The organism is Shimia sp. R9_2 (assembly GCF_017743735.1).
In the GTDB taxonomy this organism is placed as follows: Bacteria; Pseudomonadota; Alphaproteobacteria; order Rhodobacterales; family Rhodobacteraceae; genus Shimia.
Window position 1 is genome coordinate 397012 of the sequence record NZ_JAGHRO010000002.1, and the last position, 21249, is coordinate 418260.

12 protein-coding genes are annotated in these 21249 nt (G+C 60.6%); 8 read left to right on the top strand and 4 right to left on the bottom strand.

Translation table 11 applies throughout. The features are described from left to right. Positions 1-7: 7 nt before the first annotated feature. The gene (locus J7400_RS06545) at positions 8-1219 is read right to left on the bottom strand and encodes an iron-containing alcohol dehydrogenase (RefSeq protein ID WP_209060999.1); all 1212 of its coding nucleotides are present in this window, start codon (positions 1217-1219) and stop codon (positions 8-10) included. 167 nt (positions 1220-1386) lie between these two features. Further along, complete coding sequence (locus J7400_RS06550) at positions 1387-2838, bottom strand: coniferyl aldehyde dehydrogenase (RefSeq protein WP_209061001.1); 1452 nt, start codon at positions 2836-2838, stop codon at positions 1387-1389. 1065 nt (positions 2839-3903) lie between these two features. On the opposite strand from J7400_RS06550, the gene J7400_RS06555 reads away from it, so the two are divergent. The 5 genes from J7400_RS06555 (at position 3904) to J7400_RS06575 (ending at position 14024) form a co-directional block, all read left to right on the top strand. Further along, positions 3904-6246, top strand: coding sequence for an ankyrin repeat domain-containing protein (locus J7400_RS06555; protein ID WP_209061002.1), 2343 nt, complete (start codon positions 3904-3906; stop codon positions 6244-6246). 417 nt (positions 6247-6663) lie between these two features. Then, positions 6664-8595: a thiocillin family RiPP gene (locus J7400_RS06560; protein WP_209061005.1), complete on the top strand. Its 1932-nt coding sequence runs from the start codon at positions 6664-6666 to the stop codon at positions 8593-8595. A gap of 103 nt (positions 8596-8698) precedes the next feature. Continuing rightward, positions 8699-10945: a TOMM precursor leader peptide-binding protein gene (locus J7400_RS06565; protein WP_209061009.1), complete on the top strand. Its 2247-nt coding sequence runs from the start codon at positions 8699-8701 to the stop codon at positions 10943-10945. Between the two features lie 14 nt (positions 10946-10959). Continuing rightward, entirely contained in the window at positions 10960-12366 is a 1407-nt protein-coding gene (locus J7400_RS06570) for a SagB family peptide dehydrogenase (protein WP_209061017.1), read from the top strand. Further along, on the top strand, positions 12366-14024 hold the full coding sequence (locus J7400_RS06575; protein WP_209061019.1) for a S41 family peptidase: 1659 nt from the start codon (positions 12366-12368) through the stop codon (positions 14022-14024). The genes J7400_RS06570 and J7400_RS06575 overlap by 1 nt, the downstream gene beginning before the upstream one ends. A 4-nt stretch (positions 14025-14028) precedes the next feature. Here the strand turns inward: J7400_RS06575 and J7400_RS06580 are convergent, their stop codons facing one another. Both J7400_RS06580 and J7400_RS06585 read right to left on the bottom strand, forming a co-directional pair. Then, positions 14029-16464 carry an FAD-dependent oxidoreductase gene (locus J7400_RS06580; RefSeq protein WP_209061021.1) on the bottom strand — a complete coding sequence of 812 codons (2436 nt, stop codon included), beginning with the start codon at positions 16462-16464 and terminating at the stop codon, positions 14029-14031. 128 nt (positions 16465-16592) lie between these two features. Continuing rightward, entirely contained in the window at positions 16593-17483 is an 891-nt protein-coding gene (locus J7400_RS06585; RefSeq protein WP_209061022.1) for an AraC family transcriptional regulator, read from the bottom strand. Positions 17484-17703: 220 nt separating this feature from the next. Here J7400_RS06585 and J7400_RS06590 point away from each other — a divergent pair, with 220 nt between their 5' ends. The 3 genes from J7400_RS06590 to J7400_RS06600 are packed head-to-tail and all read left to right on the top strand — an operon-like array spanning position 17704 to position 21229. Continuing rightward, positions 17704-18528, top strand: coding sequence for an SDR family NAD(P)-dependent oxidoreductase (locus J7400_RS06590; protein WP_247738651.1), 825 nt, complete (start codon positions 17704-17706; stop codon positions 18526-18528). Positions 18529-18573: 45 nt separating this feature from the next. Beyond that, positions 18574-19038: a (2Fe-2S)-binding protein gene (locus J7400_RS06595; RefSeq protein WP_209061024.1), complete on the top strand. Its 465-nt coding sequence runs from the start codon at positions 18574-18576 to the stop codon at positions 19036-19038. Between the two features lie 4 nt (positions 19039-19042). Beyond that, the gene (locus J7400_RS06600) at positions 19043-21229 is read left to right on the top strand and encodes a molybdopterin cofactor-binding domain-containing protein (protein ID WP_209061026.1); all 2187 of its coding nucleotides are present in this window, start codon (positions 19043-19045) and stop codon (positions 21227-21229) included. Positions 21230-21249: the final 20 nt, after the last annotated feature.

The following is a 21249-nucleotide window of genomic DNA, read 5'->3' on the forward strand; positions in this document are numbered from 1 at the left end:
GATACCTTCACACAAAATGCACGGACCGGTCGCCGCTTTCCACAGACTTCAGGATCGCAACCACATCCGCTTTGCGCATCACTCGCGGCACCGCATAAGAGCTGCGCGCCTCAGCCAGTGCCTCTCTTGCAATCGCGTCAAAATCCGCAGGCTGCACATCTTTCAGGTTCACAGGGATGCCCACACGCTCCGCCAACGCATCAACACGGTCGATGAACTGATCCACCTGTTCGGGCGCAAAAGCATCGCCCTCAGTGCCGATCAGCATCCGCTCCAGCTTGGCATATCTTTGTGCCGAGGCGGTCTTGTTAAACCGCAGCACCCGCGGCAGCAGGATAGCATTCGCGAGCCCATGCGGCGTGTTGTAGTGCGCGCTGATCTGATGGGAAATCGCATGCACATAGCCAAGGCTCGCCTTGCTGAAGGCATAGCCCGCCAGAAAGGAGCCCAGCGCAACCATTTCCCGGGCGTGTTCATCCGCCCCGTTCTCATAGGCCACCGGCAGGAATTTGACGATCAGCTTGATCGCCATGGCGGCATCCCGGTCTGTGTCAGCAAAGCGGTTGCGCGAGGTATAGGCCTCAATCGCATGGGTCAGCGCATCCATTCCGGTCGCGGCCGTCATCGGGCCGGGCAAAGACTTCAGCAAGCCCGTGTCAAACGCCGTTGCGATGGGAATATACTTGGGATCCACAAAAAACGTCTTCTTGTGGGTTTCCGTGTCCGAAATCACCGCAGCACTGGTCACCTCAGAGCCGGTGCCGGAGGTTGTTGGCGCCACATAAAACGGCAGCGGCGGCTGTTTTACCTTCAAAATGCCGGTCAGCTGCGCCAGGGACTTTTTGCTGGTGCTGGCCGCCGCAATCACTTTGGCCGCATCAATCGCAGAGCCGCCGCCCACCGCAAAAACCGCATCACATTGCCCCGCGCGGCTTGCGGCCAATCCGGCCTCCACGACGGCAAAGGTCGGGTTCGGGATGATGCCGTCAAACACCGTGACCGTGCAGCCCGCCTCTTCGAGAAAGGCGATCAGCTCATCGAGCATCCCATTCTTCAGCAAGAAGCCATCGGTCACCAGCAAAGGGCGTTTCTGCCCGCTGATCACCATCAAATCCGCCAGCTTCAACACAGCCCCCTGCCCTGAGAAAATCAGCGGCTTTTGTGGCGGAAAAAACGTGGACAGCGCGCGCAGGGCATAGGTGATCGGGGAGCTCATCATCTGTCAATCTCGGAGAAAGGCATGGGCCCAGCCGTCATCAAGGGCGCTGGGAGAGGTAAAGAGCCGAAGCGCGCGCACGTCGCGCTTCGGTGTGTTCTATGCGGGATCATCTGTGCGGGGAGGAAACGCAATGTTCAGATGATCCCAGAGGCCTGAGCCTGATCAGCTTAGGGCTTTTTGAAGCGCCACAGCTGGAATTTGACCATGATGTTGAAGAACTTGTTGTTCCATGGTGCAGCAACCAAAGCTGTGGCGTTGAAGCGCCCTTTGCGCACGACACCCTTGGCTTTTGAAAAGTTCAGGAACCCCTCTTTGCCGTGGTAGTGCCCCATCCCAGATGGGCCGACCCCGCCAAAGGGCATGTCATCCACCCCTACATGCGTGATCACTTCGTTGATGCACACGCCGCCCGAGTGGGTCTCGTTAAGGATCTTTTCGCCACGCGCATTGTCCCAGTCAAAGTAGTAAAGCGCCAGCGGACGGTCCCGGTCGTTCACATACTCAATGGCCTCATCGAGCGTGTCATAAGCGACCACCGGCAACAGCGGACCAAAGATCTCTTCCTGCATCACTCGCATATCGTCAGACACATCGGTGATCACATGCATCGGCAGCTTGCGGGTGCCTTCAAAGCTGTCGTTGCTTGGGTTGATCACCTTGATGGTCGCGCCTTTTTCTTCGGCGTCACGGATATTTTCCACCAGCCGGTCGCGCTGACGCTCGGTGATGATGGAGGTATAATCCGTGTTGGAAGCCAGCGTTGGGTAGTGCTTCGCAATTGCCTCACTGAAGGCCTCCACAAAGGCGTTCACCTTGCTGCGCGGCACCATAATATAGTCTGGCGCCACACAAATCTGACCTGCGTTCAGACCTTTGCCAAACGCGATCCGTTTGGCCGCTTCTTCCACCGGGAAACTGTCGTGAATGATCGCAGGCGATTTACCACCCAGCTCCAGCGTCACAGGAGTGAGGTTCTCGGCAGCCGCGCGCATCACGATCTTGCCAACCTGCGTAGAGCCGGTAAAAACAAGGTGGTCAAACGGCAGTCTTGTGAACTCTGTGGCAACTTCCACGCCGCCACCGACAACAACCACTTCCTCTTCAGAGAAATACTTACTCACCATTTCAGTGAGAACTTTGCCTGTTTCTGGGGCGAACTCCGAGGTCTTGATCATCGCCCGGTTGCCAGCCGCGAGGGCCCCAACCAATGGAGAGAGACCAAGGAAAATCGGGAAGTTCCACGGCACCACAATGCCCAAAACGCCCAGTGGCTGATAATGCACCTTGGTCTTGGAACCCAACAGCGTCAATGGCACATCGCGACGGGATTGGCGCATCCACTTGCGAAGATTCTTCTTGTTGTAGTGAATACCTTCCAGAACAGGCAGGATTTCCGCCAACATGGTCTCTGCCGGCGCGCGCCCGTCAAAGTCTTTGTCCACCGCGGCCACGAGGCGGTCTTTGTATTCGATGACACCTTTGTGCAACCGGTTCAGGCGGTCTTTGCGCTCTTCCCGTGTCGGCGCCGGAGAACGGGTATAGGCTGCGCGGACTTTTTCCAGAGACGCACGCAGGGTTGTCCCAATGCTGTCGGTTTCCATAACGTCTTTTGCGTTCATCGCATCCTCCTAAGGCGCTGAGGTAGATTGGTATTGCAAAGCTAAGTGCTTTCGCTCCCCACCTTAATGCAACATCTCAAGCGTTTTCCAAATGTCGTCGCCGGACAACCCGCTGACACTTTCGGACACACCTTAACGATAGTCTGGCCTGATCTGCCCCCGCTTGGCCGCCAGATACATTGTGCCTGCCCCGCAAAATCTCCTGTCGCGCGCATCATCTGCACACCTTTCGCCGGTCGTTGGCTGCCTGTGTCTGAGAGAGCGTGAGTGGTGGTTTTGGCAATTTCAGCCAGACAGGCAGCACGCGACCGGCGCGGTTTTGGGTGAGCGGTGGTCTTTGAAAATAGGGGCCCCGATCATCTGCGTTTTGGGGGGGAGGAGGGAGAGGGGGTTACGCAGACGACCGGGGATTTCAGTTGCGGCTTAAAGTAAGGAGTCCCGTCGCAACTGGAAAACAAGAGAACTGGCCAACCCCGCCATCGCAGGCTTTGGGCAAACGGCAGCGTGCAAATTCGACGGTGTTGTCACTGTGAACTCAGTCATCGCATCCTCCTAAAGCTCTGTGGTTTCGGGCTTGGTATTTCGGATTTGACGAACCCTGCGGCCCGCCCTGTGAGGCCAATATGGGTAACTTTGCATAAGCCCAACATGTTCGCGCCGGACAACTCGCTGACAGTTCCGGCCAGCGCTCTCAAAAATGTGAAGAGCGCCTCTTAAACCGGGGCGTTTCCTGCGCCACTGACGCCTAAAATTCTAAGCAATTTTCCGCATAAGTATTTGTTTTTACGAAACTCTGATAAATTCGGCCATCAAAGGTGTAATTTTGGCCTAGTTTTTCCAGCACCGCGCTATTTTTCTGGAGAATTCGGCCAAAGCGCCCCCCAAAATCCGTTTCACAGCGCGCATGAGCCCCCTCAGAAGACCGCTGCGCCGCTCTCAAGCCCTGTCCCGCAACGTCACCACGCGCCAGATACCCGGCATTTTATCGAACCTCTGTTTGATTTTCAGAAACCGTCAACTTCTAGCCTCTACTCGAATAAGCCATCAACCGATGGGAGCCGAAAATTGGATCAACGCGTGAAGGCTGAAACAGCCGAAGACATCTTTGCCCTTATTAAGACGATTCCGGCAGATGACCCCAGCGGCCCGGTTGCTGATCTTCTGCGCGATGGCGACATCTCGGAACTGATGATCTCCATTGCCACCGACGATTTTGCCACCGTGCGTGAAAATGCCCGTGTCGGCAGCGGTGTGAACTTTCAAGGTGCTTACGGCACAAGCCCCCTGCTCTTTGCGGCCACCCTGCAACGCCCCGATGTGTTTGCCTTCCTGATCGACAGCGGCGCGCGCATCGACCTCGCACTGACCGCTGAGGCCTCCGCCGTCACATGGGCGGCCCGCTACGGCAGCCTCGCCACCATGACCCATGTGATCAAAGCCGCGCTGGCCTTTGATGACCGCAGCCACATGATTTTCTTCCAAGCGCTCGAAGGCGCGGTGCGCTCTGATGCGCCCGAGGCCAAACTCGACCGTCTCGTCGGCTTTGGGTTCAACTTCATCCTGCCAAGCCCGCAGAAACTGACGCCCATGCATGTCGCCGCCCGCGCAGGCAATGTGGCCGCGATCACCAAGCTCGCAGCATTCGGGCTGGACCTCGCCTCCCCCGGCGACAGCGGCATGACACCAATGCATATGGCCGTCACATCCGGCCAGCTCCACACAGTTGAGGCCCTCATCGCCGCCGGTGCCGATCTCGAAGTGACCGACAACCGTGGTGAAACCCCGCTCTTTTATGTCTCGTCCCGCGACGGCGGACAGATTTTTGACGCGCTGATCAAAATGGGCGCCAAACCGGATGCCCGCCGCTTTGATGGTGGCACCATTCTGCACAAGGCTGCGGCTCTGGGCGATGTGCGCCTGTTTGACCGCCTTGTGGGCCTCGGCATCGGCCTTGAGGACCGCGACAACAAAGGCAACACCGCACTGCACGCGGCTTCTGCCGCCAGCCAGCTTGTGGCCATGCGCAAACTGCAAAGCCTAGGCGCGGATCTGGAGGCCACCAACGGCCGTCAGGAAACCCCGATCTTCCTCACCATCAACGCCGAAAACCCCGCCTCCTTCCGCGCACTCGAAAAACTGGGCGCGGATCTCTCCAAACACCGCAGCTACGGCACCAGCCTGCTGCATGATGCGGCACGTTGGGGGCGCATGGAAATTCTGCAGACCCTGCTGGAAAGCGGTGTCGACGTGAACTGCAAAAACGAGTTCGAAGAAACCCCGCTGCACTTCGCGGCCAAGTTCGGCCATATCGAGGTGATCAAAAAGCTGCATGAGTTCGGCGCTGATCTCGAGATGGAGAACAAACAGGGCGAAACCCCGATCAACTCCACCATGGAGGCTCTGGGCCGCAAATCCTTCGCCACCCTCTCCCAGCTTGGCGCAAACACCAAGACACTGAACCGGTTTGGCGAAGGTCTGATTCACTCCTCCGCGCGCTGCTCGGACCTTGAGATCTTTGAGAAGGTGATCGAGGAAGGCGTGGACGTAAACGCCACCTCCGAAATCGGCGAAGGCGCATTCCACTACGCCGCCCGCTCTCCGCTGGCCAAGAAAAAGCTGGATATCCTCAGCCTGCTGGGGGCGGAAATCGAGGCTGAGGATGATCGCGGGCGCACCGCCATGCACTCTGCTGCCGACGCCAAGAACATGCCGGGCATCAACGCGCTTTATGACATGGGCCTCAGCCCTGTTGCCAAAGACCGCGAAGGCGTCACCCCGCTGCATCTGGCCGCCGGCTCAAGCCGCTCTGAAGGCACCAAAGCCATCAAGGCGCTGGTGGGCATGGGCGCTGAGGTCAACGAAATCGACAGCAACGGCCTCACCCCGCTGCACTATGCCGCCGCCTCTGGCCACGCCTCCAACATCCGTGCCCTTGTGAAGCTCGGCGCGCGCGTGAATGTGACTGATCCAAACAACAACACGCCCCTGCACCTCGCAGCCAAAGCCGAGAAAAAAGAGGCCTTGGCCGAGCTCTGCGAGCTTGGCGCCAACAAGGACGCCCGCAACGCGGACAACCACAATGCGCTGCACGTGGCCTCAATGGGCAAATCCCGCCGCATGGCGCTCATTCAGGTGCTGCTGGAAAAAGGCTGCGACATCAACTGGCGCACAGGCCTCGGCGAAACCGTCGCCCATCTGATCGCCGAAGATCAGAACATCAAACCAGCCGCCCTGATCCGCCATATGGAAGAGCTTGCCGAATTGGGCATCGATTTCTTCTTCCGTAACCGCAAGGGGCTGGGCGCTCTGCAAATTGCGCAAGAACATGTGGAAAGCCACGGCGCAGAATGGGAACGCAAAAAAATCGCGCAACTGAGAAAGAAGCGCGGTAAAAACGCCCCCAAATAAAAAACGCACATTCAAAACAAAGAGCTCCGCAAAAGGCGGGGCTCTTTTTTATGGACACGCCAAAGCGCCCGATACTGCGCGAATTATCGCCCAAATAAGCCCACACAACGCAAATTAATGCCGATGCGGACTTTATTCAAAAGTTTTTAGACAAAACAACTCACACCAAAATCGGCAATTGAAACTTAAAATAAATACATAAAATCAACATTATAAACCAAATCAAGAATATCCAATTACGTGTATCAGTTAAAATTAACAGACCTCAAATCCACGCAAAGTCGTGGATATCTGACTTATGCACATCACCATAAAGTGATATAAAAAGAGCATTCCAAAAATACCGCGCCTGAATACCCATTCAATTTCACCAATACGGGCGCCGCAAATTTTAAATTTCAAATTGATGGAGTTGAGATGGCCAAGAAACCAGACTCATCACCCAAAGGCGACTCCGCTGAATCCGCCGAGGGTGCAGAGACCCCGCCCCCCGATACATCCCGACCTGCGCCCGATATACAGCTCGCCTGGGCGCAAATCATTTCCACCGCCTCACAGGACGCCAATTACGCCCAAAGCGCCTTCGCGGATCTGGCTTCCGCCTTCAAAGACATCGGCATTGAGGACATCTCCGGGGTCGATATGGACAAGGATCTTGTCCCCGCCCTGCCGGACGCCCAGCGCATGGTCAACGGTGCGCTCAATCTCAAAGCGCAGGAACAGGCGGCGCAGGGCATGGTGGCCTACGGCTATTCCTACGGCACCTATGCCACCGCCCCCGCTGACCAAGCGAGCCATTGCCAACAAACCGCCGTCGATACCACCGAAAGCCCGGATCAGGGCAACGCATCTCAAGACAGTTCAGACCAAAGTGATTTTCAAGGAGGACCCCAAATGTACACCGATCAATCAGGCACCACGGCCACCTATATGGGCGGTTGCGTAGGCTCCTTCGGAACCGCTGGCTCACTTGGATCCATTGGCGGCACGGCGGGCTCTGCAGCCACTGTCGGCTCCTACGGCTCAGCCGGGATACCCGATCCCGAAGGCCCCGCCGCCACCGCCTTCACAAAGCCGACCCAGCCGACAATTCAAACCCAGCCAACCATCGCAAGCATCAAACCCACCATTGGCTCGCTGGTCAGCCGCCCCTGTGTCCCGACGCAGCCCACTGTCGCCACGCGCCCGACACAGCCCTGCATTCCAACACAACCCACGCAACCTTGCGTCCCAACGCAGCCCTCACAGCCCTGCGTCCCTACGCAACCGTGCGTTCCCACATTGCCAAGCCAGCCGCCTTGCATCCTGACAAAGCCCTGCGTGTCCACCCAGCCGTGCATCCCGACGCAGCCAACCGATGCGACGACCAAGCCCACCATCGCCTCTCTGCAATCCCAGGCCAGTCTGGTGAGCCAGCCGCCCCCCATTTCCTCCACCCGCCTCTCCGGCAGCACCTATGGCGATCCGATGATGGGCGGCTGCTGGGGCAGCGCCGGCACCATCGGCAGCGCTGGCACCTTTGGCGGCACCGCTGGCACCGTCGGCACGGGAGCCTGCTACGGCAGTGCCAGGGATGACGCCAAGCTCACCCCCGTGGATCCCTGCACCGGCAGCATGGTGACACAGCCCACCATCGCGTCGGTCAAACCAACCATAGCGACGCTGCAAACCGTGGCCTCCCGCCTCACGCAAGCGTCAATCAAGCCAACCGTCGCCACGCATCAGACCACCGCGTCGCTAAAAACCATCGGCTCGCTGGTCTCACAACCTGCGCCCCTTTCCGCAGAGCCCATGGCAGGCGGCTGCAATGGCACCTTCGGCACCGTCGGATGCCTTGGCTCCGTCGGCGGCACAGCAGGCAGCGCAGGCACCGTAGGCACCTATGGGTCCGCAGGCATTGTCGCCGATCTGCAAACCGAACGCGCCAATATGATCCCCTTTGGCCCATGTCAGCCAACAACGATGACCACGGCCACCGCTCAAGGGACCTTTAAGGCCAATATGGCTGACATCAGCTCAACCCGTCTTTCCGGAGCCACCATGGGGTCTTTTGCCACCTATTGCGGCTGTGTCGCGGATATGGGGGATCTGCAGGATCCGATGATGGGCGGTTGCTGGGGCAGCGCAGGCACAATCGGCAGCGCTGGCTCCTTTGGTGGCACTGCAGGCACCGTGGGCAGCGCCGCCTGCTACGGCTGCGCGGGGGACTCGCTCACCATGGAGCTCAACCCCGCCGCCATGAGCCGCGCAACTGTCTCCACGCTGCGCTCGGCGATGGAGCTGCAACCAATGGGCGGCGCGGCCAGCTATGGCTGTGGCGCCACCGTGGCCACCTACCCCGATGGCTAAGCCCACCCCGGTTTAGCCCTCTGCATCGCCCGCACACATTTCGCGGGCGATGCCACGCTTTCATTTTATTTCAGCACTTTGTCCACAATCCCTGAGGTCTCTCATGCTCATCCGCCCAATTCTGAAGGAAAATTACCAAGCCTATACCGTCTATGGCGAAGGCCATGTACTGCTCTCAGATTCCGACAGTTTTGCGCTTGAGGGGCATATCCTCTCCCATCTGCTTCCACTTCTGAACGGACAGAACAGCCGCGAGGACATTGCCGCGCTGCTCGCCTCCATCGCCACCCCTGAGGAAGTCTACGCCGCGCTGGATTATCTCACACAGGCCGGCCATCTGCGCGAAGCCGACCCTGAGGCCAGCCCCGAGGAGGCGCTTTTCTGGTCGTCCCTTGGCATGAACAGTCAGGCCGCACGCGCACAGCTCGCGCAATTCCCGGTCACGGTTGTGGCCCCCAATGCCAGCGAGCAGGCCAATGCCATCGCCTGGGCGCAATCCGCGGGCCTTTCCGTGGATCAGGAGGCCGGGCGCATCACGCTTGTTGTGGTCGAAGACTACCTCGACGAAACCCTGCGCCCGCTCAACGCGCGGCTTCAGGCCAGCGGTCAACCCTGGCTTCTGGTGCGCCCATGGGGGTTGACGCCGCTTGTCGGGCCGCTCTTCATCCCTGGCACAACAGGATGTTGGGAATGTCTTGAAAGCCGCCTTCTGGAAAACCGCGATGTCGAGATGATGCTCGCGGGCCGCATGGCCATCAAAGGCGCGCCTCCGCGCCCTGTGGTGCAGTCAGATGCCTTTTATGCACAAGCGCTTGCCTCGGCCACGACCCAGCTGATGCGCTACATCGTGTCCGGTCAGAACCCCGAAGTTGCAGGCGTACTCAACCAGCTTATGCCGCTCACGCTGGAGCGCAAACCGCACCGCCTGCTCAAACGTCCGCAATGTGCTTGTTGCGGCACCCCCAGCCTTGGGTTGGTGGGCGGCGCTCCGCAACAGTTTGAGGACCGTGACGCCGCCGATGGGGTCGAGAATGGTGAACGCGCCGCCAGTGCCGCGCAAACGTTCGAGAGATACGCCATCCACATCAGCCCGCTCACCGGCGTCATCAAAGAGCTCACCCCCTCCCCCTACAATGGCGTCACCCCGCTGCGCACCTATTCTGCGGGCAACAATCTGGCGGTCAAACCCAACGGTCTCTGGGGTCTCAAACAGAACCTGCGCTCGGTGTCCTCCGGCAAAGGGCGCACCGATCAGCAGGCCCGCACCTCCGCGCTCTGTGAGGCACTGGAGCGCTACTCCGGCAAGTATCGCGGGGAGGAACTGCGCGTGCCTGCCTCCCTTGAAATGCTTGGCGACAGTGCGCTGCACCCCAATGATCTGATGCTCTATTCCGACAAGCAGTATCAGGATCGCGCGGAATGGAACGCCCGCGGCAGCCAGTTCCAGATCGTCCCGGAAAAGCAAACCGCAAATGAGGTGGTCGACTGGACCCCGGTCTGGTCCGTCACCGAGGAGCGCATGAAATACCTGCCCACCTCGATGTTGTTTTACTCCTACCCCGCGCCCAATAACCGTTTCACCTCTTGGGCGGACAGCAACGGCGCGGCGGCGGGTTCCAGCTATGAGGATGCTTTTCTTCAGGGGCTGATGGAGCTTGTTGAGCGGGATTCCGTGGCCATCTGGTGGTACAACCGCCTGCCCATGGCCGAGGTTGATCTTACCGGTCTGGATGATGCCTTTGTGGCCGAGAACCGCGCCTTTTACGCCCAGCACAAGCGCGAGTTCCATGTGCTCGACATCACCACCGACCTTGGCATCCCCTCATTTGTCGCCATCAACCGCCGCGTCGGCGGGCCGACGGAGGACATTGTCATGGGCTTTGGTGCACATCTGGACGCCCGCGTGGGTATCCTGCGCGCGCTCACCGAAATGAACCAGTTCATGCCCGCCGTGCTCAGCGTCGGCGTGGACGGGCGCACGCATTATGCCTTTGACGATCCCGACAGCCTGAACTGGTGGCAAACCGCCACCTATGAAAACCAGCCGTACCTCGTGCCGACCGGCGCAGCGCGCAAGCTCGCAGACTATCCACAGATCTCCGCCCCCCGCATCACCGACACGCTGCGCGACGCCATCTCACGTGTCGAACATGCGGGCCATGAGGTCTTGGTGATCAACCAAACCCGCGCCGATATTGGCCTTCCGGTGGTGCGTGTCTTCGCCCCCGGCCTGCGCCATTTCTGGGCGCGCTACGCCCCCGGTCGTCTTTATGACGTGCCGGTCAAAATGGGCCGGATGGAGCGCGCTTTGACCGAAGAGCAGCTCAACCCCATTGCGATGTTCCTCTAAGAAAGGAAGCCGCCATGCACCTCTGGTTAGATCCCCCTCAGGATCAAGACTTAGCGACGCTGCTGGACACTGCGCTTACGCCGCACTTGGTGAATGCGCCCGACTTCGTGGAGACCCTGCGCGCACTGCTGTCAGATCCGGATGGCACGCCAACAGCGGCGATCGCCAAGGCCAGCATTGAGGCGCGTGGCGCAGGTCAATCCATGGCCGAGGACGTGCTGCAAAGCGCGCTCCTGACCCTCGGCGCTATGGGATGTCTGCGCTACGGCTCAGAGGAGCGCGACGAGGCCGTCATCACCATCTGGCCGATCCAGCAATATGTGCTTCCCCCGCTGCAGCCTGAACCGGATCCGGAGACCCCCTACCGGCTGTCGCGTTTCACAAACATCCGGCGCGAAGGCGACACTCTGATCTTGGAGCGCCCGCTCTCAGGCTATCGCGCCAGCCTGCGCACCGACACCGTCACCGGCTCCAAACTCCTCGCCCTCTTCACCGAAGGCGCAACCGCCGCAGGCCTGTCTCAGGGGCGCATCCCGACCGGCCAGCGCGACACCATCTGCGCGATGTTGTCTGTCGCGGGCATCATCGGCGCGGTGGATGAGGATGGCAAACTGGCGGAGGATCACGACGACACTCTGCGCCAGTGGGAGCCGCAGGATCTCGCCTTTCACGCCCGCTCTCGCATGGGGTTTACCCATGATCCCATCGGCGCAACCTTCCAGTTCAAAGACGACATCTACGCCCAGCCTGCCCTGCATCCGGAGCCGGAAAACCTTGGCCGCGTTCCGCTGATGGCAGCGGATCTGGCCACGCTTTCAGCCACCGACCTGCCGCTGGCACAAGCGATGGAGCTGCGCAGCTCGCGCCGCCCACGCATGCGCCGCGCTCTGACGTTGGCGGAACTCGGCGTCTTTCTCTACCGCACCGCCCGCATCCGATCACATTTTGAAACCGACCTCGGCAGCTTCACCTCCCGCCCCTATCCTTCCGGTGGTGGCGCCTATGAGTCTGAAATCTACATCACCGCACAAAACGTCGCCGGCCTGCGCCCCGGGTTCTACTTTTATGCGGCAGCCAGCCACGAGCTCCTCTTGCTGCGCGACTGGGACGCCTCTTGCGCTGCGCTGGCCAATGATGCGCTCACCGCCATGGCCATGACCTCTGCCCCAGATGCAGTGCTGACCTTTGGCAGCCGCTTTCAGCGCATGCAGTGGAAATATTCCGGCATGGCCTACGCCACACAGCTCAAAACCACCGGCGCGGCTTATATGGCCTTCTACCTCGCCGCCACCGCCATGGGCCTCTCACCCTGCGGCCTCGGCCTTGGCAACGCCGCGCTTTTTGCGCAACTCACCGGTCAGGACCCCCATGTGGAAGGCTCCATCGGCGAGTTCGCCCTGTCCGGTCCGGGAGACGCCTGATGCCACAACCCTCTGACAATCCGCCCCTTGCCCTCTGGGCCATCCGCAATCAGGACACGCCTATCCCCGCCGATGAGCGCCGTGACATTGCCAACCGCCTACGCGAGGTTTTGGGCGACTACTACGTGCATCTGCCGCAAAAGGTCGGCTCCATGGCGATCAACCCCGTGCGCGAGCTTGAACTGCTCGCAGATGATGCCGATGCCTATTTCTCTTCCCACGCTTTCTTCCGCCGTCTGCTGAGCATCTTCACCAGCCTGCGGGACCGCCACACCACCGTGCGCATGCCCGCCCCATGGAACCAGATGATCGCCTTCCTGCCCTTTGTGCTGGAAAGCTGCTATGAGGATCAGCGGCGCAAGCTGATTGTCACCAAGTTGATCAATGCGCCAGATGATCCCCACTTCAACATCGGTGTCGAGATCACCCATTGGAACGGCGTCCCGATCCGCACGTTCATCGAGAATTTCTCCTGGCAGACCAATGGCTCCAACCCCTGGGCCCGCATCGCGCTTGCCCTGCGCGCGCTCACCCTGCGCCCTATGGCCTATGCCCAACCGCCCGATGAGGATTGGGTCACGCTCACATTCATCGACGGCACCGGCGCACAGCGCAACGCCACCTTTCAGTGGCAAGTGGTCATCGCCCCAAGCGCGCCTGCGGGGGGTGCGGGCGCACAAGGCGGCGTGGCAGAAGGGGCCACCGCGGGTGGCGCGCCCCTGCTGGGGCTCGACGCAGGCACCGATGTGATCAACCAGGGGCTTCAGGCGCTCTTCTCCCGCCCGCTGCGCGCCCGCAGTCAGGTGTTGGGCCTGACCGCCGCAGACACCGGCCTGCGCGTGGATGAGCTGCAGGGGGCCACGCAGGCCGCCCCCGGCATCCGTCCCTCCATCCTCACCCTGCCTAGTGGGGAGAGCTACGGTGTGCTGCGGATTTTTTCGTTTCACACAAACAACATCCGCGCCTTTGTGGAGAATATGGCCAACATACTGGCACAGATGCCGCAATCCGGCCTGATCGTGGATGTCCGTGCCAACCCCGGCGGCACCATCCCCGCAGGCGAAGCGCTCCTGCGCCTGCTCACCGACAAACCTGTCAGCTTCAGCCGCAACACCTTCCTCGCCACGCCCGCGACCCGCAAACTCTCAGGCGGCGCAGAGTTTTTCCACCGCTGGAAACGCTCGCTCGACATGGTTCTGGAAACAGGTCAGATGTTTTCGCAAGGCTTCCAGCTCGTCGAAGACGCCCACTGGCAGGGCTTGGAAGGCAGCTACACCGGCCCCGTGGTCGCCATCATCGACGCGCTCAGCTACTCTACCACCGATTATTTTGCCGCCGGGTTTGAGGACAACAAGATCGGCAAGATCATCGGCCTTGATCCCACCACGGGCGCGGGTGGGGCCAATGTCTGGTCACTGGACCAAATCGACCGCTTCGCGCAGGCTGCGGGTGCGTCGCCCATGCCGCCGCTTGCTGCCGGTGTGGAGGCCAATATCGCCGTGCGCCGGGCGCTGCGGGTGGGCGACAATGACGGCCTCCCACTTGAAGGCCTCGGCGCACGCCCTGACTTTCTGCATCTCACCACACGGCGCGACATTGTCTCCGGCAATCAGGACCTTTTGCTGCGCGCCGCTGATGTGCTCAAAAACAGCGGCTGACGCCTCAACTGCGCACCTTGGTCAGCTCCGGATCATAGGGGGACGGCGTGATCACTTCGGCGTCGTAAAGCCCACCGCAAAGGTCCGCTTGCATCCGCGTACCAACCTCCGCCAGCTCCGGCAGCACATAGGCCATGGCAAGGTTCATCCCCACGCGGTGCCCCCATGCGCCAGAGGTGACAGTGCCAACAACTTTGCCTTCGGCCATCAGTGACGCCCCGCCATGGGCAGGCAGCGCATCTGTGTCGATCTTCAATGTCACCAACCGCCGCTGCGGCCCCTCCGCCTGTCGCGCCACCAAGGCGTCACGCCCCACAAACGCCCCTTTGTCCAAAGTCACAAACCGCGCCAGACCGGCCTCAAAGGGATCAAACTCGGTGAGGATCTCCGCCTTCCAATGCAGATAGCCTTTCTCAAGCCGCATCGCCTCCACCGCGCGGCTGCCAAACAGGCTCAGCCCATGCGCCTCGCCTGCTTTGCGCAGCGCCAGATAGGCCGCATAAAGCTGATTGTTTGGCACATGAAGTTCATAGGCCAACTCCCCGGAAAAGCTCACAGACATCACCACCGCAGGCGCGATGCCCACAAAGGTCTCGCGCACAGATAACCACGGGAAGCCTTCCGCTGACCAATCGCCGCGCGCCGCCGCCGCAAGCACGTCCCGCGCCTTGGGGCCTGCCAACACAAGGATGGTGAAATCATTGGTCAGCGAGCGGATCTGTACATCCTCATCAGCGCCGATATGGCTGCGTAACCAGTCCATATCGTGATACTCCGCCGCCGCCGCAGAGCCATACCAGATCCGCGCAGGCCCCGTGGCGCTCGCAGGCAGATTGGCCACCGTGGCCTCGCTCTTCAGCATGCCCTTGTCGTTCAGCAGATAGCCCAGCCCGACACGCCCCTCTTTGCGCGGCAGACGGCCACAGATCATCCGGTCCAGAAAGCTCTGCGCATCCGCCCCGGTGATCTCAAACCGGTTGAACCCGCTCACCTCGGTCAGGCCGACGCCGCTTGCCACAGCCGCCACCTCCTTGGCCACAAGCGGCTCGACCTCGGAAAACCCAAAGCTGTGGCTTTCCTCAAAATCCGACGTCGGCTTGATGTAGTCCACCCGCTCCCAGCCGTTCACCACGCCAAATTCAGCCCCCTCTGCGGCCAGCACCGGCGTCAAAGGCGTGGTCTTGATCGGCCGCCCCGCCGGGCGATGTTCATGGGGGAAGTGAAAGCGGAACTCGTTCTGGTAATCCTCAATCGCCTTCAGCGCGGTAAGCTCCACATTACCGTGCCCCGTGAACCGGCGCGGATCGATCACCCAGGTGTCATAGCAGGCTTCTCCATGCACGATCTGCTGTGCCAGCAGCCAGCCATGGCCACCGCCCTCGCCCAGCCCGGCCCGCAGGCCAATGATGCAATAGGCGTTGCGCTTGCCCGGGATCGGCCCCACCAGCGGCGCGCCATCAATCGTATAGGTGATCGGCCCGTTGATCACCGTATGGATCCCCGCCTCCATAAGCGCAGGCATCCGCGCAAAGGCGCCCTCCAACACGTCCGTCACCCGGTCGAGATCATCCGGACACAGGGCGTTGGTGAAATTCGGATCAATCCCATCCATGCCCCAGGTCTTGCAGTCCTGCTCATAAAATCCGAGCAACAGGCCGTTCTTTTCCTGACGGCAGTAATAATCGCTGATCGGGCAGCGCAGCAGCGGCATCCGGTGCCCCGCATCCCGAATGGCCGGGATCTCCTCGGTCAAGAAATACTGATGCTCCATGGAGGCCACCGGATGGTGCACCCCCATCATCGCGCCCACCTCATTCACGCGGTAGCCACAGGCGTTCACCACAATGTCGGCGTGGATCGTGCCCTTGGGGGTCTCCACCTCCCAGGTGTCATCTTTGAGCTGCCGCAGCGCGGTTACAGGCGTGTGCCGATGCACCTCTGCCCCGGCAAGCCGCGCCCGTCGCGCCAGCGCCTGACAGAGCTGCGCTGGATCAATGTCCCCGTCCATCGGGTCCCAAAGCCCGCCCAGCAGGTTGTCTGTGGAAATCAGCGGATGCCGCCGCGCGCATTCCTCCGCATCAATCACCTCAAAATCGACATCCATTCCCCGCGCCATGGAGGCAAAATGGCGGTATCCCTCCATCTGCGCTTCAGTGTTGGCCAGCCGGATGCCACCGTCGCCGTGGTGATAGTTGATCGGATACTCAGGGTCATTGGCCAGCTCCTGATAAAGCCGTATCGAATGGCTCTTCAGGCCGACCATGGTCTGCGTCATGCCAAAATTGGTGACCTGCGCGGCAGAGTGCCATGTGGTGCCGGAGGTCAGCTCATCGCGCTCCAGAAGCATCACATCGCTCCAGCCCTCCTGCGTGAGGTGATAGAGCGTCGAGCAGCCCGCAATGCCGCCCCCAATCACAACAACCTTGGTCCGCGTCTTCATCCTGTGGCTCCCTCTCCTCAACCTCTACGTGGAGAGTGGGAAAGCAAAACCGCCACCGCAAGCGCTTTTCCGACACGAACTGCGTGTTTTTCAGGTTTTTCAAAGACCTGTGGCCGCTGAAAGCCGCCTCAGACCGCCACCGCTGCTGAACTGCGCTGATCACTTGGGGAGATGCCAAACTTGCGGGAGTATTCGCGACTAAACTGTGTCGGGCTTTCATACCCCACATCATAAGCGGTCGCCGCCACCGACAGACTGCCGATCGACAGCAGACGCCGCGCCTCCATCAGGCGCAGCTCTTTTTGGTACTGCAGCGGCGTGGTCGAAGTGACGGCCTTGAAATGCTCATGAAACGCCGATGCGCTCATGCCGGATTCCGCCGCCAGATCCGCCACCGGGATCTGGGTTTTGAAGTTTGCGCGGATATAGGCAATGGTCTTGGAAATCCGGCTCGCCGCGCTTTCATGGCGCAACAGCTGGCGCAGCATCGCGCCATGCCGGGCCCGCAGCAGGCGGAAGTGGATTTCTTTCAGCACCAGTGGCGCCAATGCCCGCGCCTCGACCGGATCACGCGACAGCTGATAAAGCCGGACCACCGCATCCACCAGCGCCCCATCGCCCTTGTCCACATTCATCGAATGCAGCTCTTTGCTCGGTTCCCCGATCCCGCCAATCTCATCATAAAGACTGCGCGCCAGCGCCAGATCGAGCTTCAGTGCCAGCGCCACATAAGGCGCCTCGGCACTGGCCTGTATCACCGCAGACTCCACATGCACCGCATGGCTGACCACCAGCGTGTCCCCCGCGGTGTAGCGGATCACCCGCCCGCCAATCTGCGCTTCCTTGGTGCCCTGCAACACCAGACACATGATCGGCTCATAAAATCCCGGCGTACAATCGCTCACATTCGGGTCCGCAAAGGCAAACAGCCCGTCCACCCCGGTGACACAGCCAACGCCCAATGCGCCCTGTTCCGCCACATGGTCAAAAACGTCCTGCACAAAATCTTTTGTGATCATCGGGGCCTCCTTTGCCCCACAAATATAGGGCTGTCACGCTGCAGAAAAATACACAAAAGCCGCCGCTCTGGAGGATTAGGCAGATCATTTGGAGAAACAGGCAACCTCTTTGCCCCGCCCTGTGCTATCTTGTGAGCGCGAACATCACTTTTCCCGCTCACGAAACTCATGCCACTTCAGCGCCTTTTATCGCAGCTCTGACGCAGGAACGAGAGACACCATGTATCAAGACGCACTTCAGGCAGGCGGCTGGGCCGTTGTCACCGGTGGCGCAAGCGGCGTCGGCTTCGCCGCTGCGGAGCGCTTTGCGCGGGATGGCCTGAGCGTGCTGTTGGCGGACCTGCCGGGCGAGGCGCTCTCTCAGGCGGCGGAAGCCATCGGCGATCTGCTAGCCGAAGGCGCCGAGGTCACCACCCTGCCCACAGACGTGAGCGATGCAACCGCCGTGCAGGCCCTTGCAGACGCGGCCTTTGCGCTCGGCGACGTGGCTGTCTTGATGAACAACGCAGGCATCGGCCTGCCAAGCAGCAGTTGGGATCACGCCGAGGCCTGGCGCAAAACGCTGGAGGTCAACCTCTTTGGGGTGATCAACGGCGTGCAGGCCTTCCTGCCCCGCATGGTGGCCGCAAACCGCCCCGCTGTTGTGATCAACACAGGCTCCAAACAGGGCATCACCACACCACCGGGCAACCCTGCCTACAACGTCTCCAAGGCGGGCGTGAAAGTTGCCACCGAAAGCCTCGCCCATGAGCTGCGCGAAGCCGGTGCGCCGATTTCTGCCCATCTGTTTGTGCCCGGCTTCACCTACACCGGCATGATTTCGCGCCATATCCCCGAAAAACCGGCCGGCGCTTGGACATCTGAGCAAACCGTAGATCATTTGATAACGCGCATGACGGTAGGGGATTTTTACATCCTTTGCCCGGACAACGACGTATCCCATGCACGCGACATGCGCCGCGTGACCTGGGCCTTGGGGGACATCCTTGAAAACCGCCCTGTCGCGGTGGCACCCGGACTATGCAGAGCTATTTGCAGAGTTTGAACAACCAAAAGACTGATAACTGAGCCAGAGGGAGACCTGATAGCTATGGCAATCTCACTGAAATTGAACGGCAAGACCCATGAGGTCGAAGCCGAACCGGGCACTCCGCTGCTGTGGGTGATCCGCGATGAGCTGAAACTGACCGGCACCAAATTTGGCTGCGGCGTGGCCTCCTGCGGCGCCTGCACCGTGCACATGAACGGCGAGCCTGTGCGCTCCTGCCAGACCTACATCGAAGATGTGGAAGACGCCGAAATCACCACCATCGAAAAGATGGAAGAAGACAAAGTTGGCGCGGCTGTGCAGCAGGCATGGCTGGAACTTGACGTTGTGCAATGCGGCTACTGCCAATCCGGCCAGATCATGAACGCCGTGGGCCTTCTGCGCGAAAACGCCAAGCCCACCGCCGAAGAGATCGACGATTACATGTATGGCAACGCCTGCCGCTGTGCCACCTACCAGCGCATCCGCGCCGGTGTGCAGCGTGCAGCCGAAATTCTGGAGGCATAAGACAATGACTGCTCATCTTTCTCGTCGCGGCTTTCTGAAATCCGCCGCCGCCGCAGGCGCAGCACTTTACATCGGTGCCAATGCAAAAGGCGTTATGGCCGCTTCCAGCTCTGCGGACGCGGCGCTCAACCCGTTTGTGAAAATCGGCGCCGATGGCCGCGCAATCGCGCTCATCAAACACGTCGAATTTGGCCAAGGCCCGGCCACCGGTCTGACCACCCTGATCGCCGAAGAGCTTGGCGTGACCATGGATCAGATCACCTATGAATTCGCGCCCTCTGATCCGCAGGTCTACAACAACCTGCTGTTCGGCCCCTTCCAGGGCACCGGCGGCTCCACCGCCATGGCCAACTCCTGGATGCAATACCGCAACGCCGGTGCCGCTGCGCGCGAGATGCTGATCTCCGCCGCCGCCAAAGAATGGGGTGTGGATGGCGCCTCTCTGGACATCGTGGATGGCATGGTGACCGGTGGTGGCAACTCCGCCTCCATGGGCGATTTTGTGGCCGCTGCTGCCGAAATGGACGTGCCAGCAAAGCCACGCCTGCGCGACGCTTCTGAGTGGAAACTCATCGGCAATGACGCAACCCGCCGTCTGGACAGCCCGATCAAGGTCAACGGTCAGGCCCAATTCGCCATGGACGTGCATCTGGACAACCAGATGGTTGTGATGATCAAACGCACCCCGCAAAAAGGCGGTGTTGTGGCAAGCTTTGATGACAGCGCAGCCAAAGACGTCAAAGGCTTCATCATGGCGCAGGCCCTTCCCACCAAACACGGTGTCGCGGTCTATGCCGAAAACACCTGGGCGGCCATGCAGGCCCGCAACGCCATCGAGGTGGAGTGGGACAATTCCGCCGCTGAGAGCCGCTCCTCTGCGGAAATCAAAGACGAGATCATGGCGGCGCTCGATGCTGAGCCAACCTACAACGTCAACAAAGCCAAACGCTCTGCGGTGCAAGCCGCCGTTGATGGCGCGGCCACGGTGGTAGAGAAAACCTTCTACTTCCCGCTTCTGGCCCATGCCCCGATGGAGCCGCTGAACTGCACCATCGAGCAGACCTCTGAGGGCAAAATCGTGCTGCATGACGGCGCACAAATGCCAACAGGCACCCACATGGCCTATCAGCAGATCTTCCAACTGCCACCTGAGCAGATCGAGATCAACAGCATGCTGGCCGGTGGCTCCTTTGGCCGTCGCGCGACCCCTGATGCCGACTATCAGGTCGAAGCAGGCCTGTCGTTTGTGATGACCGATCGCTCCCGCCCGTTGAAACTGGTTTGGGACCGTGAAGACGACATCCGCAGCGGCTACTACCGCCCGGCCTTTGGCCACAAAGTGCGCGTGGGTCTGGACGATGCCGGGACAATTGTTGGCTGGGATCACCAGATCGCAGGCCAGTCGGTCATCAAAGGCACCGCCTTTGAAGCGGCGCTGGTGCATGACGGCATCGACCACTCCTCGGTTGAGGGCGTGGCAGACAGCCCCTACACCATCCCCGGCCAGTTTGTCGGCCTGACCGACACCCAAAAGGCGACCAGCGTTCTGTGGTGGCGCTCTGTGGGCCACACCCACACGGCCTATGTGATGGAAGTGATGATGGATCTGGCAGCGAAAGCCGCCGGTCAGGATCCGGTCGACTTCCGCCTGTCCTATCTGACCGGTGAAGGCGACGCTGCCCGCAAGGCGGCTGTGCTGAAACTGGCGGCGGAAAAAGCGGGCTGGGGCAATGCGCCTGCCGGTCGCACCCAGGGCATCGCCGTGCACAAATCCTTCGGCTCCTACGTGGCAGAAGTGGTGGAAATTTCGGGCAACAACGACGACGGCATCGTGATCGAGAAAGTCACCGCCGCCGTGGATTGCGGCATCGCCGTCAACCCGGACACCGTGCGCGCGCAGATCGAAGGCGGCATCGGCTACGGCATCGGCCACGCCATGCGCGACCAGATCACGCTGGATGGCGGCGCGGTGGAGCAATCCAACTTCCCGGATTACGAGCCCCTGCGGATTTCCGACATCAAGGCGATTGAAACCCACATCATCGCCTCAGCCGAAGCGCCGACCGGCATTGGTGAGCCGGGCACCCCGCCCTCCGCACCAGCGCTGGCCAATGCGATTGCCGCTCTAACAGATGACAGTCAGCTGATCGCAGAGCTGCCAATGGCAGAATCCGGCGTCTACTTCGCCTGATAAGGGTCTGAAACGAAAAA

Coding starts and splice junctions, on each gene's coding strand:
- J7400_RS06570 (WP_209061017.1), top strand. CDS start 10,960: ATGCACCTCTGGTTAGATCCCCCTCAGGATCAAGACTTAGCGACGCTG.
- J7400_RS06545 (WP_209060999.1), bottom strand. CDS start 1,219: ATGATGAGCTCCCCGATCACCTATGCCCTGCGCGCGCTGTCCACGTTT.
- J7400_RS06600 (WP_209061026.1), top strand. CDS start 19,043: ATGACTGCTCATCTTTCTCGTCGCGGCTTTCTGAAATCCGCCGCCGCC.
- J7400_RS06585 (WP_209061022.1), bottom strand. CDS start 17,483: ATGATCACAAAAGATTTTGTGCAGGACGTTTTTGACCATGTGGCGGAA.
- J7400_RS06560 (WP_209061005.1), top strand. CDS start 6,664: ATGGCCAAGAAACCAGACTCATCACCCAAAGGCGACTCCGCTGAATCC.
- J7400_RS06590 (WP_247738651.1), top strand. CDS start 17,704: ATGTATCAAGACGCACTTCAGGCAGGCGGCTGGGCCGTTGTCACCGGT.
- J7400_RS06580 (WP_209061021.1), bottom strand. CDS start 16,464: ATGAAGACGCGGACCAAGGTTGTTGTGATTGGGGGCGGCATTGCGGGC.
- J7400_RS06550 (WP_209061001.1), bottom strand. CDS start 2,838: ATGAACGCAAAAGACGTTATGGAAACCGACAGCATTGGGACAACCCTG.
- J7400_RS06595 (WP_209061024.1), top strand. CDS start 18,574: ATGGCAATCTCACTGAAATTGAACGGCAAGACCCATGAGGTCGAAGCC.
- J7400_RS06565 (WP_209061009.1), top strand. CDS start 8,699: ATGCTCATCCGCCCAATTCTGAAGGAAAATTACCAAGCCTATACCGTC.
- J7400_RS06575 (WP_209061019.1), top strand. CDS start 12,366: ATGCCACAACCCTCTGACAATCCGCCCCTTGCCCTCTGGGCCATCCGC.